Genomic DNA, 18,490 nt, shown 5'->3' with positions numbered 1-18,490 from the left:
TGCGGATTCCCCCGGCTCTACTCGTCCTCGGCGCGGCTCAGCTTCACGTACGCCGCCGAGAATCCGGCCAGCAGTACGAGGAGCAGCAGGCCGAGGGCCGCCGCGGCACCGTAGTTGTTGAAGTTGAAGGCGTACTGGTAGATGAGGTAGACGACCGTGGTGGTCGAGCCCTCGGGGCCGGCGCCGCCGGTGAGCAGGAAGGGCTCCACGAAGACCTGCATGGTGGCGATGATCTGCATCAGCAGCATCAGCGACAGGATGAGCCGCGTCTGCGGGATCGTGACGTGCCAGATCTTGCGCAGCAGCCCGGCACCGTCCAGCTCCGCCGCCTCGTACAGCTCGCCGGGGATGCCCTGGAGCGCGGCCAGGTAGATGAGCGCCGCGCCCCCCATGTTCATCCACGTCGACGCGATGACCACGGAGAGCATGGAGAGGTCGGGATCCTGGAGCCACTGCTGCTCGGGCAGTCCGAAGAAGCCGAACACCTCGTTGAGCAGGCCGTAGCCGGGGTCGTACAGGTACTTGAACAGGAGCACGGAGGCGACCGGGGGCAGCATCACCGGCAGGTAGACGAGCAGCCGCAGGTACCCCTTGCCGTGCCGCAGTTCGTTGATGACGATCGCGACGACGAACGGCACGGCGAAGCCGAGGACGAGGGCCAGCACGGTGAACAGCAGGGTGTTGCGCCAGGCCTGCCAGAACGCCGGGTCGTTGAAGACCGTCTCCAGGTTCTCCAGGCCGACCCAGGAGACCTCGCCCTGGTCCGTCTTCTGGAAGGCGAGGAAGAACTCCCGGACCATCGGGTACCAGGAGAAGAACGCGAAGCAGAGAACCGCTCCGATCAGGAAGCCGTGCGCCGTGAGATTGCGCTTCAGGCTCCTGCCGAACGACCCGCCGCGCCGGGGCGGACCGTCCACCGGCGGTGGGGCGTGGCGTGCTCTCGCCGCCTTGCTCGGGGTCAGGCTGGGGGCCGACATCGTCGCTCCTTGGGACTGATCTCATGGGCCCCGGGGGGCGGTGCGGCCCGCCCCCCGAGGGAGCCGGTCACTGCGTGGCCAGAACCTGGTTGACCTGCTTCTCCGCGCTGGAGAGCAGCTTGTCGATGTCGGCGTCCTCGTTGGTGAGGATGCCGGACATCACGTTGTCCAGGACCTTGTAGATCTCCTGCGCCTTCGGCGGCTCGGCCATGCCCGGGACCGGGTTGTCCATGAACGCCTGGAAGTTCTCGACCGGCATGGTGGCGTGCTCCAGCCGGGCCGCGTCGTCCTTCTTCTTCGACTCGTTCAGCCAGAAGTTGGGCTGCGGGAGGCCGACCGGCAGCTTGTCGGTCTTCTTGCGGGCCCAGTTGAACTGCCCCTCACCGACGGTGAGGTTCTGGAAGTTCAGCCAGGCGACGGCCGCCTTGATCTTGTCGGCGGAGATGCCCTTCTTGATCATGTAGCTGTTGCCGCCGGCGAGGGTGTTCTTCGCACCCGGGATGGGTCCCATGCCGAAGTTCTCGTAGTCGGCGCCGAGTTGCTGGACCATGTACGTGATGTCGTCCGGCGCGGCGAGGAACATGCCGAGCTTGTCGGTGGCGATCTGCTTCTGCAGGTCGCCCCACTTGAGCAACTGGGTCTTGCCCATGCTCTCGTCCTCCCAGCGCATCGCGTGGAGGTTCTCGGCGACCTGCTTGCCCAACTCGTCGTTGAACGCGGCCTTCTTGCCGCTCTCGTCGACGACCTCGCCGCCGATGCTGTACATCTGCGCGGTGAAGTGCCAGCCGCCGGTGTTGCCCGCGCTGTACTCGCCGAAGCCGGCGATGCCGTCGCCCAGGTCGGCGATCTTCTTCGCGGCGGTGCGGACCTCGTCCCAGGTGCGCGGCGGGGTGTCCGGGTCGAGCCCGGCCTTCTCGAAGAGCTTGCGGTTGATCAGCAGGCCCATCGTGTAGTTGCTCGTGGGCAGGCCGTAGAGCTTGTTCTCGTGCTTGAGCGAGCCGAGGACGTTCGGGTCGATGTCCTTGAGGAGCGGGACGGTCTTGTCGTTGACGTAGGCCGTGATGTCCTCGGCGCCGTCGTTGTCCAGCACCTGGGGCAGATCCGTGAAGTACGTGTAGAAGACGTCGGGCTGCGACTTGGCCTTGAGCATCGCCGTGAAGCGCGGCGGCTCCAGACACTGGCCCGGGGTGGAGCGGCCGTCGATGGTGACGTTGGGGTACGTCTTGTTGAACTCCTTGACGTCCTCCTTCCACTCCTTGAGCTGGGCCGCCTTCGCCTTCGGCGGCATGCAGTCGATGGTGATCGTCACCTTGGTCTTCGGGTCCAGTGGAGCGGCCGGGTCCGAGGACCCGCTGCCGCCTTCGGAACCGCCGCCGTCGTCACTGCTGCTCGTGCCGCAGGCGGCCAGAGCGGTCAGGGTCAGAGCGGAGACGAGCGTGATGGCGCCGGCACGACGAGTACGGCGGAACCGAGCACTTCTCATGGGTGGTCCCCTTCGGGCATGAACGTGGAAGGCGCCCCACCGCCGATGCGTTGTGGGGCGCCGCTCACTCAACCACCGCAAACAAGTGAACGCAATATCTCGCGCTGATTTCGTAATTGCTTGACAGTGCGCCGAAGATGTTGGGGTCCGGCTACCGGGCGGACGGTTGTGCCGTGGAGCCGCGGACGACGAGTTCCGGTTCGAAGAGCAGTTCCCTGTGCGGGACTTCGGTGCCCTGGATCTGGGCGCAGAGGAGGTCGACGGCGGCGCGTCCCATGGCTTCGATGGGTTGGCGGACGGTGGTGAGGGGTGGTTCGGTGCAGGTCATGAAGGCGGAGTCGTCGTAGCCGACGACGGAGACGTCGTGGGGTACGTGGTGGCCGCGTCGGCGGGCGGCGCGGATGGCGCCGAGGGCGAGGGGGTCGCTGGCGCAGATGATGCCGGTGACGCCGCGCTGGAGGAGGCGGGTGGCGGCTGCCTGGCCGCCTTCGAGGGAGAACATGGCCCGTTCGACGTGTTCGTCGGGCAGTTCCATGCCGGCGGCCTGGGCCGTTTCGCGGGCGGCGGTCAGTTTCCTGCGTGAGGGGATGTGGTCCGAGGGGCCCAGGACGAGGCCGATGCGCTCGTGTCCCAGTGATGCAAGGTGCCGCCAGGACTGCTCGACGGCCACGGCGTCGTCGCAGGCGATGCACGGGAAGCCGAGATCCGCGAAGGAGGCGTTCACGAGCACGACCGGAATCTTGCGCTCCGCGAGCAGCCGGTAGTGGTCGTGCGGGGCATCGGCCTGGGCGAAGAGGCCACCGCCGGCGAAGACGACGCCGGAGACCTGCTGCTGCAACAGCAGCTCGACGTAGTCGGCCTCGGAGACGCCGCCCTTGGTCTGGGTGCACAGCACCGGGGTCAGCCCCTGTTGGGCCAGCGCGCCGCCGATGACCTCGGCGAACGCGGGGAAGATCGGATTCTGCAGCTCGGGCAGCACCAGGCCGACGAGTCGCGCCCGCTCGCCCCGAAGCTGGGTCGGCCGCTCGTAGCCCAGGACGTCCAGGGCGCTCAGCACGGACTGCCGGGTCGTCTCCGAGACTCCCGGTTTGCCGTTGAGTACCCGGCTGACCGTGGCCTCGCTGACCCCAACCTTCTTCGCCACCTGGGCAAGTCGTCGCGTCACATACGCAAGACTAGCGCAAGTCTCGCAAGAGACTTGCGCCAGTCCGTGCGATGACCGACAAGAGTCGTTGCGGCCCCTGCGGCCCCTGCGGCCCCTGCGGCCCCTGCGGCCCCTGCGGCCCCTGCGGTCCCCCGGTCCAGTACGGTCTAGGGATTGCGGATGATCTTGAAGGTGGACGTGGTGTTCCGGATGTCCACGGCGTTGTCATCGAGCTTCAGCCCGTTGAAGGTGACCTCGCCGACCGCCGGTCCCTGCCCCGCCTCGGGCATCTCGTTGGCCCACAGGCCGAAACCGGACTTCGCGTCGAACTCGTCACCGCTCTTGTGCGCGCCCGTGACCGAGACGTCGGTGAAGACCGTGTCCTTGATCGGGAACTGTGGCTGACCTCCCACGTAGTTCGTCTGGAACATGATGCCGCTGTAGGTCGGATCGACGATGTCGACGTTGTTGACCCGGATGCCCTGGAACACCTTGGACGCCGAGAACACCCAGATGCCGGGGAAGGTCTGACCACCCCAGAAGTGCCCCCCGGCCCGGACGATCGAGATGTTCTCGAAGGTCGTCGGATCCGTGCCGAACCCGTTCATCGGGTAGCCGAAGTCCAGCGAGCTGATGGTGATGCCCGAGTAGACCAGGGTGTCCGCGATGTGGATGTTGCGGAAGGTGTTGTTGTAACCGCCGTAGACGGCGAGACCCGCCGCACGCCAGGTCAGCGTCGTCGTGAGGTTCTCGTACAGGTTGTTCTTCATGTCCGCGCCGCCCGCGTCGATCGCCGAGAAGAGCGCGAAGCTGTCGTCACCGGTCGCCCGGGCGTCGTTGTTGGAGACCAGGTTGTCGGTCGAGCCGTTGGTCATGTTGACGCCGTCGGCGAACATGTTGCGGATCCGGGAGTTCTTGATCGTCACCCGGTCGGTGTTGGCGCCCCAGTACAGGCACACCATGTGTTCGTTCCAGATGTTGTCGATCACGATGTCCGACACGTTGGAGAAGTCGAACACCTTGCCCGGCCCGTCGATGCGGGTCGTGTAGTTGCCGAAGTACGCGAAGTTCGCGAACGTCGACCCCTTCGCGCTCGCGTCGGCACGGAAGCCGATGTCGGTGTTGTCCTGCGTCGTGGGCGCGTGGAACCTGGTGAACCACGGACCGGCGCCCACCACCTTCACCGCCTTGCCGTACACCTGGAACTTGCTTGACGTCTGATAGTCGCCGGGCGGCAGATACACACCGACCAGCTTGCCGGAGGTGTCCATACGGACCTTGTCGAGGGCGTTCTGCACGTCCTGGTGCGTGAACCCGGCCGGCACCGCGTACGCCGCCGGGTCGGGGTTCGCCACCGCGGCGACCTGCTCCAGGCTGACGAAGTCGATCGCGTAGTCGGAGCTGTTCGCCGCGTCCTTCTGCAACCGGATCTTGCTGCCCGCCGGCACGGTCTCGCCCAGCATGATGTGCGCCTCGTCGTAGATGTGACGCGGCGCGCCCGCCCCCGGGGAGTTGCCGGGCGAGGCCTCGTTGCCGTACAGCCAGGCGTACTTCGACGTGAGCGGGAGCGCCTTCTTCATGACGCCGTCGACGTACACGTTGATCGTGGTGTCGATACCGCCGCCACCCGGTGCGTCCGGGATCGAGAAGCGGGTCACCAGGGTGTTGGTGTCCGCCTTCGTGGTGAACTCGACGTACTCACCGGTCTTGTCGAGGTGCACGGCCTTGCGGCCGGACGCCTCGCCCGCGATGTCGCCGATGGTCCGGTTGGGACCGACCACGGTGGCACCGCCGCCGACCGTCCCGTCCTCCGCCTCGTACATGTCGTACGGCATGTTCGCGCCGCGCCCGACGAACAGCGGCTGCGTGGAGGTGTTGTTCTCCCGCTTGACCGGCAGTTCGTTCGCGTCGTCGGCGACCGTGACCTTCAGGGTGTACGAGCCGTTGGCCGCCTTCCAGGTACCGAGGCTCACGGCCGGAGCCGTCTTGCCCGCGGCGATGACACCGGAGTGCGTGCCGGTGAGGGTCTTGACCGTGTCGCCCTTGGCGTCGAGCAGGGCGAGCGTCACCGCGTGGCTGCCGCCCGCGGAGTCCTGGGTGCCCTGGTTCCGGAGCGAGACCTTGAAGGTCACGTCGTCACCGGCGGCCGGACTGGAGGGAGAGGTGGTGACGGCGGCGGCGACCAGGTCGGAGCTCTGGACCGGCTTGACCACCAGCGGTTCGGGCCGCGTGTAGGTGTTGTTGGACTCGTTCTGCTCGATGATCTCGTTCGCCTCGTCGGCGACCGCGCTCAGTTCGTAGGACCCGGCCTCGCGTGCACCGATGGACGCCTCGACCGTGCTCTGCGCACCCGCCTCCAGAGCGGGGACGTCGGCGGTGGCGACCTCGGTGTCGCCCAGCCGCAGGGCGACCTTGCCGGCCGGGGCGTCGGAGGCGCCGCTGTTGCGGACGGTGGCGGACACCGTGATCTCGTCCGACTCGACGGGGGAGTCGGGCGACGTGGTCAGCTTCGTCACCTCGAGGTCGGGGTTGGGCGCGGGGGTGCCGACGACCTGGAACTCGGCGATCTGCCCGGCCGTCGCCCCGGTGTTGGAGGTGAACTTCAGCCGGACGTCCGCTGCCCGGTCGTCGACGGGGACGGTCACGCTGTTGCCGCCGCTCGCCGGGTCGAAGACGTAGTCCTTCGCGGCCACCAGAGAGGTGAAGTCCGACGCGTCCTGCGCGCGCCCCAGCACCTCGATGTTCTGGGTGCGCTTCGACCAGCTCGGGTCGGGATTCAGCTTGAGGACGACGCTGTCGATGTCCGCGTTCGCGCCCAGCTCGAGAGTCAGCGTGTTCGGGTAGCTGCCCGCCGCTCCTTCCCAGTAGGTCGACGTGCTGTTGTCGTTGGCGTTCTCGGCGACGTAGGTGTGGATGACGGACGAGGCGCTGATCGGCTTGCCGACGGCCAGGTTCGAGCCGTCCTTCGTGCCGTTGCGGATCACGGAGTTGCTGTCGCCCGACTCGTTGCCCGCCGCGTCCTTGGCCCGCACGAAGTAGGTCACGTTCGCCGACGCGGGCTGCGTGTCGGTGTACGTGGTCACGTCGCCCGCGACGCTCTCGCGGAGCTTGTTGTTGGCGTAGATGTCGTACCCGGCGACGCCCTCGTTGTCGGTCGAGGCGTCCCAGGTCAGCTTGACCTGCCCGGCGGCCGGTTCGGTGAGCGCCAGGTTCGACGGCGCGGTGGGCGCCTGCGTGTCACCGGTGCCGGCGCGGCGGGTGACCGAGTCGCTGTTGCCCGACTGGTTGCCGGCCGCGTCCTTGGCCCGCACGTAGTAGGTGACCGTCGAGTCGGCCGGCCGGGTGTCCGTGTACGTGGTGACGTCACCCGCGACCGAGGTCAGCAGCTCGCCGTTGGCGTAGATGTCGTACCCCGTGACGGCCGTGTCGTCCGAGGACCCGTTCCAGGTCAGTCGGATCTGCCCGGTGGCCGGCTCGGTGAACGCGAGGTTCGCCGGGGTGGTGGGGGCCTGCGTGTCACCCGTCGCCGGACCGTAGACCTCCAGCTCGGATATCTGCGCGGCGGGCTGACCGGTGTTGGCGGTCACCAGGACCCGCACGTAGCGCGTGGTGGTCGCGTCGAAGGTGATCGTCGCCGCCCGGCCGCCCGCCGCGTCGAAGGCGTACGCCTTGGCGGCGGTCAGGTCGGTGAAGTCCGAGCCGTTGTCACTCGCCTGGATCTTCAGGGTCTGGCTGCGGGCCGGCCAGCCGTCCGGCAGCCTCAGTACGACACGGTCGACCCGGCGGGACGAGCCGAGGTCGGCCTGGAGCCACTGCGGCAGGGCGTTGTTGGCGCTCTCCCAGTAGGTGGCCTTGTTGCCGTCGTTCCCGTTGCCCGGGGTGTACGCGCCCGTGGAACTGCTCGCCGTCAGCCGGCGGCCGTCGGCGAGGTTCGCGGACGACTCCCCGGCCGCGTGCACCTCCAGCTCGGAGAGCTGGGCCGCCTGCCAGCCGGTGTTCGCCGTGATGTCCACCCGCACGAACCGAGTCCGGGTGGCCGGGAAGCTCACGGTGACCGTGTTGCCCGAGCCCGGGGTGAACGCGTACGCGGCGGACGTCTTCAGTGTGCTGAAGCTCGCGCCGTCGGCGCTGCCCTGTACGGAGAGCGTCTGCTCGCGGCTCTCCCAGCCGGCGGGCAGCCGCAGGACGACCTCGTCGATCCGCTCGGTGGCACCGAGGTCGGTCTGCACCCACTGCGGCAGACTGCCGCCACCGCTCTGCCAGTACGAACCCTGGTTGCCGTCGGTGATGTTGGCGGCGCCGTACTCGCCGTGCGAGCTGCTCGCCGCCGTGGCGTCCCCCACGGCGATGTTGGGACCCCCGGCTGCCGTGGCCGACAGCAGCGGTCCTCCCAACGCCAGGAGACTGGTCGCGACCACGGTGCACAGGGCACGTGATCTCCAGTTCCGGTTTCTCATCTGTCCCCACATCAGGTAGACACTCAATGTTCTCTGACATTTACGTAGAGCGCTCAGAGAGTTGCAGAGAAGTGTTGAGTCGTCTACAGGCGAGGCAGCGCGAACTCAGCGCGGGGCAGGGCCGGGTGTGCTGGATGAGGACCGCGCCAGTGCCGGGGCATGCCTGGGATCAGCGGCTTTCATGGGCTACGTCGAGTAGCCGCAAGCCACTGCCATTTCCCGCAAGGAACTTGCGACGCTTTAGTCGGCGGACGGCTGTGCCGTGGAGCCGCGGACGACGAGTTCCGGTTCGAAGAGCAGCTCGCCGTGCGGGACTTCGGTGCCCTGGATCTGGGCGCAGAGGAGGTCGACGGCGGCGCGTCCCATGGCTTCGATGGGTTGGCGGACGGTGGTGAGGGGTGGTTCGGTGCAGGTCATGAAGGCGGAGTCGTCGTAGCCGACGACGGAGACGTCGTGGGGTACGTGGTGGCCGCGTCGGCGGGCGGCGCGGATGGCGCCGAGGGCGAGGGGGTCGCTGGCGCAGATGATGCCGGTGACGCCGCGCTGGAGGAGGCGGGTGGCGGCTGCCTGGCCGCCTTCGAGGGAGAACATGGCCCGTTCGACGTGTTCGTCGGGCAGTTCCATGCCGGCGGCCTGGGCCGTTTCGCGGGCGGCGGCCAGTTTCCTCCGGGACGGAATGTGGTCGGAGGGGCCGAGCACCAGCCCGATGCGCTCGTGTCCCAGTGACGCCAGGTGCCGCCAGGACTGCTCGACGGCCACGGCGTCGTCGCAGGCGATGCACGGGAAGTCGAGATTCTCGATCGACGCGTTGATCAGCACCACCGGGATGTGCCGCTCGGCGAGCAGCCGGTAGTGGTCGTGCGGGGCGTCCGCCTGCGCGAACAGTCCGCCCGCGAACACCACCCCGGAGACCTGCTGCTGCAACAGCAGCTCGACGTAGTCGGCCTCGGAGACGCCGCCCTTGGTCTGGGTGCACAGCACCGGGGTCAGCCCCTGCTGGGCCAGTGCACCGCCGATGACCTCGGCGAACGCGGGGAAGATCGGATTCTGCAGCTCGGGCAGCACCAGCCCCACCAGCCGTGCGCGCTCGCCCCGAAGCTGGGTCGGCCGCTCATAGCCCAGGACGTCCAGGGCGCTCAGCACGGACTGCCGGGTCGCCTCCGACACCCCCGGCTTGCCGTTGAGCACCCGGCTGACCGTGGCCTCGCTGACCCCAACCTTCTTCGCCACCTGAGCAAGTCGTCGCGTCACACCCGAAAGGCTAACGCAAACACCGCAAGCGGCTTGCTCACCGAATGCATTGAGACGGCTCCGTCCGTCTCGGTCCAGTTTCATAGTATATATCCAGTTCAGTCCACGGTGACCCGAGCGACGACCGGGAGGTGGTCGCTGCCGGTGGCGGAGAGGGCGCGGATACGGGCGACGGTGGCGGAGCGGGCCATGACCTGGTCGATCCGGGCAAGCGGGAAGGCCGCGGGGTAGCTGAGGGCGACGCCCCGCTCGGCCACGTTCAGCCGCTCGGTCAGCGGCTCCAACGCCCGGTCGTCGACCGTGCCGTTGAGGTCGCCCAGCAGGATCACCCGGTTCAGCTCCTCCGCTGCGACGGCCTCGCCCAGAAGCCCGGCGCTCTCGTCCCGCCAGGACGACGCGAGTCCGCTCGCCCGGACCCGGACCGAGGGCAGATGCGCGACGTACACGGCGATCTCACCGCGCGGCGTGTGCGCCACGGCCCGCAGTCCTCGGTTCCACTCCTCAGTGATGCCCCGGGGCTTGATGTCGAGCGGGCGGGCATCGGTGAGCGGGTACCTCGACCAGAGCCCGACCGTGCCCCGGACCGCGCGGTACGGATAGTCCGGGGCGAGAGTCCTCTCGTACACCCCCAGTGCCGGCGGCACCAGTTCCTCGAGCGCGATGAGGTCGGGCCCGGCGCCGGCCAGGGCACGGGCCGTACCCGCGGGGTCGCCGTTCTCGTCGCTGACGTTGTGCTGCACCACGACCAGGTCGTCGGTGCCGCCCGCCGACGCGGGCAGGAGCAGCCCGCCGAAGAGGTACGTCCAGGCGGCCACCGGAAGAAGCAGGGCCACCAGCGCGAGCGCCGACCGGCACAGCAGCGCCAGAACGAGCAGCAGCACGACCACCAGACCGAGCCACGGCAGGAACGACTCCAGCAGACTGCCCAGCCCGCCCACGCGGTTGGGAACCGCCCTGTGGAACACCAGTAGTACGGCCGTGAGCACTGCGGCCACGGCGAGCGCTCGTCCCCGCGTCCAGGCGGACGGGCCCGGCCCGTCCGCCCGCCGAGTCCGTGCCGGACGCCCTACCCGCCGCCGCACCGCCGCCTTCACCGCCGAAGCCGAACCACGGCCAGCCCGCTCCACCATCGTTTCCCGTCCACTCGTCCTTGCCCGTCAGGACGATCAACTTGGCTGACCGGGTTCCCGGGGCAAGGACGCCATTCAGTGGGCCGACCGGGCGGGTGCCAAACGGTCACCGGATGCCGAGGTCGGGTGGCGCTCGATCTGCTCCCCAAGGACCTCGGGTGAGGTCAGACGTCGAGCCCGCCTGCAGCGAGCAGGTCGGACGCGTCGTCCACCAGTTTCCTGCCCGTGCCGCCGGCGTTGACGAGTTGCGTCTCGAAGTCTCTGAGGCTCCGGAAGACCTCGGCGTACGCCGCCTGTTCCGCCAGGGGGCGTGGGTGCCTGCCTGGCGTCCGTTGGACGGCGCGCGCAGACAGCCGGCCAGGAAGTGGGCGTCCAGTTTCGCCGGGTCCACCCGCAGGGCGTGCAACTGGGGCCCCAGGGCGGTTGGGGGCCCGTCGTGCACCCAGGCCTTGAACGCCCGCACGACCCCGGTGACGCTACCCGGCAGCGAGCGTCACGAACGTGGCCCACCCGCCCCGGCCGACTCGCAGCACGGGGCCATCGCCCGTGGTCTTCGAGTCGCGTACGTACACTGCGCCGACTCCGGCGGCCACCTCGACGCAGTCACCGCCGCTCGTTCCGCTGTAGCTGCTCTTGAACCACGCGAGGTCACCGGGCTGCTCGATGTGCTGGTCGATGCTCATAGCTCCCCTTCCATGTGCTGGATGAGGCGCGAGGATTCCTCGGTGTTGAGGGCCTGCGTCCGCAGCGTCCCATACCGAAGCCGGAACTCGCTGACCTCATGTCGGTCGGACCTCACGCTCACGATGTCCTGGACCTCAACATAGACGTGCTGCTTGTGGTCGGTCGAACGCATCGTCGAGCACTCCAGTAGGTGCTCCAACTGCTGCCGCACCACTGATGTGTCACCCACCGCGCGCCGGACCGCCGACTCCTCCACGATGAACACGAAGACGATCGGGGGACGCTTGCGGGTCAGCAGAGCTTGTCGGGCCACCCGGGCCGCGACCCGTTGCTCGACTGTCTCCTCGTCCAGCGGAGGGAAATGCGCCTCCAGAAGAGCCTGGGCGTACGCCTCCGTCTGCAACAACCCCGGTACCAGCATCGGGTCGTAGGAGAAGCGGCTGACCGCCTCGGCCTCCAGCGGTCCACGTCGCCCTGGAGTACCCGCAGCGCCCCGCCCGCCTTCAGGACACGTTCCGTGGCCTCCGTGAAGGTCACCTTCGCCGGTCTCCGCCCCTGCTCGACGGAGGCGACCTGCTCCAGCGAGTAGCCGATCGCCTCGGCGAGGGCCTGCTGGGTGAGGCCGGCGCGTTCGCGGAAGAGGCGGACGAGTTTGCCGTAGGCGCTCCACGCCGCAGGACGTTCCTTGTCCGGCCCTTGCCGGCCGGTGGTACCGCATGCTCGCTGAGTTGTCTTGCTCATGGCGCCCCCTGTCCCGCGCAGTGTTCCGTTGTGACCGACAACGACTGGTCCGTCGTCGCGGCCACGAGCACGGACCCGTACAGCGGCCGTACCGTGCACCCGGGTACGACGGTCCGACCTCGTCAGGCTATATGCGTGACGGGACGGTTACACAGTGAAGTCATCCAATGTCAGCGCCGAACCACCCACCCGCACCCCGCAGTTCACCATCCGCCTCAGCAGCACCAGACGCGGAGCCCGTCTCGCCCGCCGCCTCGCCGGACAGCAACTCGCGGCCTGGGGAATCCCGTACGACTCCGAGACGTCACAGGCCGTCGCCCTCGTCACGGCCGAGCTGGCGGCCAACGCCATCACCCACGGCCGTACCCCCGGACGCGACTTCCGCCTGACGCTGCTCCTCCCGCCCGAGCACGGCGTCGTCCGCGTCGAGGTGACCGACACCCGCCCGGGGCGTCTCCCCCGCGATCCGACGGCCGAACCGCCGGCGCCCGACGCGCCGTCGGGGCTGGTGGCGAATCCCGTAGCGGGGGGTGTTTGGACAGTCTGTCCCGGCAGAAGCGCCACTTCGGCGGCGTGTCGCCGGGACAGACTGTCCAGTCGCCGCTCCAGCAACACCTGTTCGGACACGCCCTGAGACGGCTCGCGGAGGGGACCTGGGACCTGGAGCAGGCCGAGGCCCACATCGCGGCCGGCGAGGGTGCGTAACCGCGGTCACCGGCCGCTGGGAAGCTGTTTCCTGACGCTGACGTGTCAACCTCGTTGAAGGGCGGGCCCGTTCCCCGCTCTTGTCAGTGGCCACCTGTTTACTTGGCGTATGACCGACAAGATGAGTCACAGCGATGTCCACCGAACCACGGCTCTCACCCCCGACACCGAAATGGTCGAGCCATACGGAGGCGGGACGGGATTTCGGTTCAAGATCCGCAACGTGAAGATCGATAGCCAGACCGATGCGGTACATGTCCGCGAAGGAGGTTCGCACAAGATCAGTTTCGACGTGCTGCATGATTGCTCGGAGTGTGGCAACGCCATCAACCAGGTGATCGTTGGTCTGGCGGGCCAGGACCGAGCCCAGGCATCGGTATGGAACGGCAAGCAGCGCAGCGGGGGCGGCTTGAAGGTGGTCAACGCCGGCACGCACGTCGAGGCGCTGGCGGAAGACAACCCAGGTCCGGCGGAGTGGGTCAATGTGTCGTGCGACCTCGTTGTTCCCGACGAACTCGGCGTCTACTCGGTTCGAGCACGTTACGCCCAGGGGTATCAGGGACGACTGATGACTGCCGAGGGACGTGCGGTCCCACAGCCGGAATACCAGGACGTGCTGGGTTGGTGGAAGGTCGACCGTCCGGAAGGGCCCGGCCCGGAATCGACCATAGGCACCATCGTCGTCGAGGCGTGAAGCTGCTGGTCAGCCTTTTCGGCCAAACCCATGGCCTCGACCGTGAGGGTGACGGCCGGAGAGTCACGATCCTCGATGTAGCCGGTGATCTGTGCGTCGACGCGCACGGCGTAATCGGGCCGCACGCCGAGGTGCGGTATGCGTGTCTCCGGATGCCAGCCGATCTCGTGCAGGACGTGGTGCTTCCCCATGGCGCGGAACAACTGTTCCAGCGGGCCCCGGATCGCCGCCTCACGATCACCCTCCTGATGCGCAGTATGGGGCAGTATTTGACCAAACGGCAGGGCGCGTACGTCGGTGGGTACGCCGGGCTTACGCGCTCGTACGGGCGTCCGGGCCGCAGTTCCCGACCTGTCGCCGCTCAGATGACGGCGGGGGGACGGCCTATGCGCAGGGGGGAGCCGGTTCGCAGAAGAGCAGGGCGCGGGCGAGGGCGGAAGTCACCAGGGCTGTGTGGTTGGGCAGTTGTCGTGAGGTCCACGCGGCTGCCACGTCCAGGAACTCGGTCAGATCGCGCTCCGCTCCGGTGAGCAGGCGTCGCAGTTCGGCGGTGGCAAGCTCGATCACGGGGCTGTCTTCCCGGTCGGCGTCCACGGTCAGGCGGACGATGTCGCCATGTCGTTGCGCGAGCGGGGACGGGTCGTGGCCGAAAGAGGCCCAGCCGTCCCCGTCCAGGACGTCGAACCAGTCACGGCGCTCTTCGAGGCCGTTGCAGCAGCCCGGCAGCAAGGTGACGCCGGAGGCGGTGTCCGTGACCCGCAGGCCACTGCACGCCACGAGTTCCTCCATGATGAGCAGGCCGTGCAGAACGGCCCCGAGCGGGTCCGTGGGTCGTGACGGGCAGTCGTCTGCCGCAGGTGCGACGTTGTTGTGGGCGGCGATGCTCATGACCGCCGTGCCGACTTCGGCGGGAGCAAGCGCGCCACTGAGCGGCAGGAAGGCGTACGGCTCAAGCTCGGACACCGGCCAGAGCGAGAAGCCGGAAGCGCCGGAGACTTCGAGGACGGGCTGCAACACGATCACCCGGAGAGTGTGCGGCATGTCGTCCCCGTTCCGCACGGTCCGGGTGCGACGGCTGCCGTCCGTGAGGATCCTGGAGGTCCTCGGGGAGCGCCCCCTGCTCTCAAAACGCGTCGAGCTTCGCACAGGTTGCTGCCTATCCTGGCGGCATGGGCCACGCGAAGACCTCCTACGTCTGCCTGCCCTGCCGGGCCTCCTACAAGCAGCCCTACGACAGGGGCAGGCCGCACCGAGCTTGCCCCCGCTGCGCGGAACCGCTGATCCACGTGGGGTCGGCTTTCGCGGCGCCCCCGCGCCGGGACATTGCGGCCTGGCGAGTGCTGTCCGTACTCCTGCACGCGGGCGTCCGCTTCCACAAGAGCTGCTGCGATGGGCCCGGATACCGTCCGCGCACCCTGAGGGAGATCCGCGAGCGCAAGACGTACGCCCGCCGCACGGGCGAGCCCTTCGCGAGAGCGGTCGTTCGCTACGACGTGCCGTAAGGACTCGTCGTGGGCTCCGGAGACACGAGGGCATGGGTCCGGTCCATGGTCCGGTCGGCGAGGCCCTTCTCGGTCAACCCCCGGATGGCGTCGACAGTCGGCGCCCAGAGGGCGATGAAGGTCGCGCCGCGTCGAGAGCGACGGCGGTGACCTGTGCGGGCTCTCTCACGCCGAGGCGTCCTCGAGGAGGTAGGGCATGGCGTCCTCGTGGGTGAGGGCTTGATGACCGCGGCGAGGCAACTCGGTGCTGAGATCGCTGTATGCCGGCGGTGCCGCACCCGCGCGGGCCCCGTCCCGCCCGAGGGCCGGGCGGCCACCCTCACTCGCGTCAGCACGCCAAGCTCGCGGTGGCCGACCGTCGTACGCTGTTCCTGGGCAGCGCCAATCTGACCGCGTCCGCGGCCCACCGCAACATCGAGGCGGGGGTGCTGGTGAACGGTGGGGAAGCACCACAACGGGCGGCGGAGCACATCGTCGAGCTGCAACGTCTTGGCGTGCTCAGGCCGTTGCGGCCATGAGCAACCGTGCAGCGTGACGTGTGGGGCCGACGGCGAACGTCGCCGGCTCCACGTCGGAGGCTTCCGTCGGCCTACTTCAGGTACAGGCCGGCGGTCCCGATCTTCCCGGTGCCGTTCAGGACGTACACCCGCAGGTTGCCCTTGCCGGGTGCGGCCACGCTGAGCCTGCCGTCGGTGACGGTACGGGTGTCACCAGTGACGGCGTCGGTGTACGTGCCGTTGGGGATGCCGCTGTAGGTGGCGGCGCCCGAGACGGTGACGAGGGCGAAACTGTCCGTGTCGCCGTCGGTGTAGCGCCGTTTGAAGGCCATGTCGCCGGTGATGCCGTCCGTGGAGTACTGGCCCATCTGCAGGGCGGGAACGGCCCGGCGGATCTGGTTCAGCCGCTGTACGTGCTTGACCAGTGGCTGTTCCAGCGTCGTGGCGACGGCGCCGGTGGCCGAGTCCACCTTGGAGAAGTCGGAGGCCTCGACGTCACCGGCGAGGTGGTCGCCGTAGTAGGCGCGGCCCGTCGTCGCGAGGGGGCAGGTGGGGCCGCAGTCGATCTTCTTGCCCTTCTGGAACTCGATCTCCGATCCGTAGTACAGCGTGGGGATGCCGCGGAAGGTCCACATCAGGGACATGTTCTCGGCCCAGGCGTCGGTGCCGCCCGTGTAGCGTTCGCTGCTCTTGTTCGGGCCGTAGTCGTGGCTGTCGACGTAGACGACGTTGTACGTGGCGTCGTTGTAACTGTCGTCGGAGTCTTTGCCGTTGTGGAAGGCGTTGCTCGCGTCACCGAAGTTCATGTGCATGCGCATGTCGATGACGTTCATGCCGGAGAAGCGGCTGTGGTCGGGGGCGTGGTAGCTGTTGCCGTCGAGGAAGGCGTTGGTGGACGTGGGCTGGTTCCCCGTGCCCTGCTGCTGTTCGTACTCGTACATCTCCAGGGCGGCCTTCTCGTCGTCGGCGCTGTACTCCCTGCGCTCCTTCCACGTGTAGAACTGCGCGGAGTGGTTGACCGAGCCGCGGTTCCACTTGTCGTTGACGAAGGCGGCGACCTCCCCGAAGACGAAGAAGTTCTTCGCGGCCCCGGCGCCGTGCTGTTGGGCGACGCGCTCCTGGATGGCCGGCAGGAAGCGGCGGTTCCAGGTGGTGCGCGGGATGTGCACGGCCGTGTCGACGCGGAAGCCGTCGACGCCCATGTCGATGTACTTGTCGTAGGCGCCGATCAGGTAGTTCTGCACCTGCGCGTTCTCGGTGTTGAAGTCGGCGAGGTCCTCGTGCAGCCAGCAGGAACGGGAGTCCTCGCCCTCCCAGTTGCCGATCCAGCAGTTGTGGTAGAGCGCCTTGGGGAACATGCCGGACGTCGGGCTGGGCCACTGGCAGTTGTAGATGGTGTAGCCCTCGGGACTCTTGGCGCCGGTGGGCGTGCCCCAGTTGACGCAGGTGTTGCCGCTCGGCTCGGCGGTGGACCAGAGGTCACCGTTGTAGTACGACTTGCCGCTCTTGGGTTCGACGGTCAGGCCGTCGTACTCGAAGCCGGGCTGCTTCTCGTCGTAGTACCAGCTCCACTGGGAGTCGCGCACGCCGTAGACGGTCGGGGTGAACAGGCCCTTGGCGCCCCAGCGGGAGGAGTGGTTGTAGACGACGTCCTGGTAGATCTTCATGCCCTTGGCGTGTGCCGCGTTGATCAGGTCCTGGTAGGAGGCGCCTGCGGACTCCAGGCGTGGGTCCACCTTGTAGAAGTCGTAGCCGTGGTAGCCGTGGTAGTCGTAGTCGGAGCGGTTGAGGACCACCGGAGTGATCCACACGGCGGAGAAGCCGAGGCCCTTGATGTAGTCGAGCCTGTCGACCAGGCCCCTGAAGTCGCCCCGGAACATGGGGTCGTTGTTCGCCGCGTTGCCCGACTTCACGTGCTGGCTGCCGCCGCGGTTGTTGGAGCTGTCGCCGTCGTTGAAACGGGCGGTGAGGACGAAGTAGATCGGGTCCTTGCGGGGATCGGTGGCCAGGGGTTTCCCGGCGGCGGGCGCCGGCGGCTCCGTGCCGGTGGTGGCGATCGCGGCGGCCGAGGCCGCGGAGACGTTGCCGGCGGCGTCCGTGGCCCTGACGGTGTAGGTGTAGGTGGTCTTCTCCTCGAGGCCGGTGTCGGAGAAGACGGTGGAGCCGACGTCGCTCACGACATCGCCCCTGGTGCCGCCGCTACGGGTCACCTGGTACTTGGCGACCCCGGTGTCGTCGGTGGACGGCTCCCAGGTCAGCACGACGGACACGCCGTCGGCCTGCGCGCTCACCCCGGCGGGAACGGTCGGTGCCCGGGTGTCGGGAACCTCGTCGGCGCACGGGTCGTCGGCGTCCGCGGTGACCGTGTTGTCGGCGACGGTGGTGACGCCGGTGGGCAGGGTGTAGTCGGCGCCCTTGTTGTTGTCCCACACGCCGTTGCCGTTGTTGAAGGCGGCCTTCATCGAGGTGGCCGTGCCCAGGTCGATGTCCTTCTTCCACCAGCCGGCGCAGACGGCCTGCATGCCGACTCCGGGCACGGTGGTCCAGGAGCCGCCCGCGGGCTGGTAATGGATGTTGGCGGTGGTCCAGCCGAGGGTGCGGGTGGAGTAGTAGACGGTGGCCCGGTTGCCGTCCCCCGGCGTCGGGTCGGGGTCCGTGCCGCCGTCGCAGGGGTCGGAGTGGGCGATCACGCCGTCCTTGACCGTGATGCTTCCCGTGCCGAGGGCGTAGTTGTTGCCGGAGTTGTTGTCCCAGGTGCCCGAGCCGTTGTTGAAGGTGGCCTGCAGCCCCTCCGCGGTACCCAGGGTGACCGTCTTCTTCACCCAGTCGGTGCACGCGGTCTCCATCGCCACCCCGGGGACCGCGGTCCAGGAGCCGCCGTCGGGCGCGTAATGCAGGTTGTACCGGCTCCAGTTCTTCGTCTTCGTGTAGTAGAAGACGGTCGCCGTGTTGTCGGCCGTGGCGGCGGGGACGGTTGAGGGGACGGTTGAGGAGGAGGTTGTGGGGGAGGGGGTGCCTGGTGGGGCGGACACCAGTCCGAGGACGGTGCCGACGGCCACGGCGGCGGCCAACGGCCGTCCGAGCAACCGCATGCGGATGCGCCTCATGCGTCTCATGCGTGTCTCCAGAGAAGGCGGGCGGCGTGGCCGCGGGCGGTTGGAACGCCCAGGCCCTGAAAGAGTGCACGGAAAGTTGCAGAAAACTCTTACGGCAGCGGGAAGTTAC

Annotated in this window: 14 protein-coding genes and 2 pseudogenes; 4 read left to right on the top strand and 12 right to left on the bottom strand. The window is 68.2% G+C overall.

Annotation, left to right across the window (positions count from 1 at the left end; translation table 11 throughout):
• Window positions 1-17: 17 nt before the first annotated feature.
• The 10 genes and pseudogenes from KUM40_RS17880 to KUM40_RS42445 all read right to left on the bottom strand — a co-directional run.
• On the bottom strand, window positions 18-977 hold the full coding sequence (locus KUM40_RS17880) for a carbohydrate ABC transporter permease (protein WP_217166992.1): 960 nt from the start codon (window positions 975-977) through the stop codon (window positions 18-20).
• Between the two features lie 67 nt (window positions 978-1,044).
• Entirely contained in the window at window positions 1,045-2,460 is a 1,416-nt protein-coding gene (locus KUM40_RS17875) for an extracellular solute-binding protein (RefSeq protein ID WP_217166991.1), read from the bottom strand.
• A gap of 151 nt (window positions 2,461-2,611) precedes the next feature.
• Window positions 2,612-3,625 (bottom strand): LacI family DNA-binding transcriptional regulator, encoded by a 1,014-nt coding sequence (locus KUM40_RS17870; protein WP_217166990.1) that lies wholly within the window; start codon window positions 3,623-3,625, stop codon window positions 2,612-2,614.
• A 146-nt stretch (window positions 3,626-3,771) separates the two neighbouring features.
• Window positions 3,772-8,061, bottom strand: a complete 4,290-nt coding sequence (locus KUM40_RS17865; protein WP_217166989.1) for a discoidin domain-containing protein — start codon at window positions 8,059-8,061, stop codon at window positions 3,772-3,774.
• Window positions 8,062-8,301: 240 nt separating this feature from the next.
• Window positions 8,302-9,312 (bottom strand): LacI family DNA-binding transcriptional regulator, encoded by a 1,011-nt coding sequence (locus KUM40_RS17860; RefSeq protein ID WP_217166988.1) that lies wholly within the window; start codon window positions 9,310-9,312, stop codon window positions 8,302-8,304.
• A 98-nt stretch (window positions 9,313-9,410) separates the two neighbouring features.
• On the bottom strand, window positions 9,411-10,442 hold the full coding sequence (locus KUM40_RS17855; protein ID WP_217166987.1) for an endonuclease/exonuclease/phosphatase family protein: 1,032 nt from the start codon (window positions 10,440-10,442) through the stop codon (window positions 9,411-9,413).
• Between the two features lie 164 nt (window positions 10,443-10,606).
• A pseudogene (locus tag KUM40_RS41390) lies at window positions 10,607-10,917 on the bottom strand (N-6 DNA methylase); the annotation flags it as partial.
• A gap of 1 nt (window position 10,918) precedes the next feature.
• On the bottom strand, window positions 10,919-11,125 hold the full coding sequence (locus KUM40_RS17850; protein ID WP_217166986.1) for a DUF397 domain-containing protein: 207 nt from the start codon (window positions 11,123-11,125) through the stop codon (window positions 10,919-10,921).
• Window positions 11,122-11,547 carry a DUF5753 domain-containing protein gene (locus KUM40_RS42450; RefSeq protein ID WP_308401178.1) on the bottom strand — a complete coding sequence of 142 codons (426 nt, stop codon included), beginning with the start codon at window positions 11,545-11,547 and terminating at the stop codon, window positions 11,122-11,124. Before KUM40_RS42450 ends, KUM40_RS17850 begins: the two co-directional genes overlap by 4 nt.
• Window positions 11,548-11,669: 122 nt before the next feature.
• Window positions 11,670-11,867, bottom strand: a pseudogene (locus KUM40_RS42445) (multiprotein-bridging factor 1 family protein); the annotation flags it as partial.
• A gap of 154 nt (window positions 11,868-12,021) precedes the next feature.
• Between KUM40_RS42445 and KUM40_RS17840 the strand changes: the two are divergent.
• Both KUM40_RS17840 and KUM40_RS17835 read left to right on the top strand, forming a co-directional pair.
• Window positions 12,022-12,501, top strand: coding sequence for an ATP-binding protein (locus tag KUM40_RS17840; RefSeq protein WP_217166985.1), 480 nt, complete (start codon window positions 12,022-12,024; stop codon window positions 12,499-12,501).
• A gap of 180 nt (window positions 12,502-12,681) precedes the next feature.
• Complete coding sequence (locus KUM40_RS17835; RefSeq protein WP_217166984.1) at window positions 12,682-13,266, top strand: hypothetical protein; 585 nt, start codon at window positions 12,682-12,684, stop codon at window positions 13,264-13,266.
• Window positions 13,267-13,650: 384 nt separating this feature from the next.
• Here KUM40_RS17835 and KUM40_RS17830 read toward each other — a convergent pair whose 3' ends face one another.
• The gene (locus KUM40_RS17830) at window positions 13,651-14,307 is read right to left on the bottom strand and encodes a hypothetical protein (protein ID WP_217166983.1); all 657 of its coding nucleotides are present in this window, start codon (window positions 14,305-14,307) and stop codon (window positions 13,651-13,653) included.
• 128 nt (window positions 14,308-14,435) lie between these two features.
• Between KUM40_RS17830 and KUM40_RS17825 the strand changes: the two genes are divergently transcribed.
• Window positions 14,436-14,768, top strand: a complete 333-nt coding sequence (locus KUM40_RS17825; protein ID WP_217166982.1) for a deoxyxylulose-5-phosphate synthase — start codon at window positions 14,436-14,438, stop codon at window positions 14,766-14,768.
• 260 nt (window positions 14,769-15,028) lie between these two features.
• The gene (locus KUM40_RS17820) at window positions 15,029-15,286 is read left to right on the top strand and encodes a phospholipase D-like domain-containing protein (protein ID WP_254395271.1); all 258 of its coding nucleotides are present in this window, start codon (window positions 15,029-15,031) and stop codon (window positions 15,284-15,286) included.
• A 71-nt stretch (window positions 15,287-15,357) separates the two neighbouring features.
• On the opposite strand, the gene KUM40_RS17815 is transcribed toward KUM40_RS17820, so the two are convergent.
• Complete coding sequence (locus KUM40_RS17815) at window positions 15,358-18,372, bottom strand: carbohydrate binding domain-containing protein (RefSeq protein WP_217167002.1); 3,015 nt, start codon at window positions 18,370-18,372, stop codon at window positions 15,358-15,360.
• Window positions 18,373-18,490 lie beyond the last annotated feature (118 nt).

The organism is Streptomyces sp. AC512_CC834 (assembly GCF_019049325.1).
In the GTDB taxonomy this organism is placed as follows: Bacteria; Actinomycetota; Actinomycetes; order Streptomycetales; family Streptomycetaceae; genus Streptomyces.
Note: the sequence above shows the minus strand (reverse complement) of the source record. Positions and strands in the feature narration are given on the sequence as shown.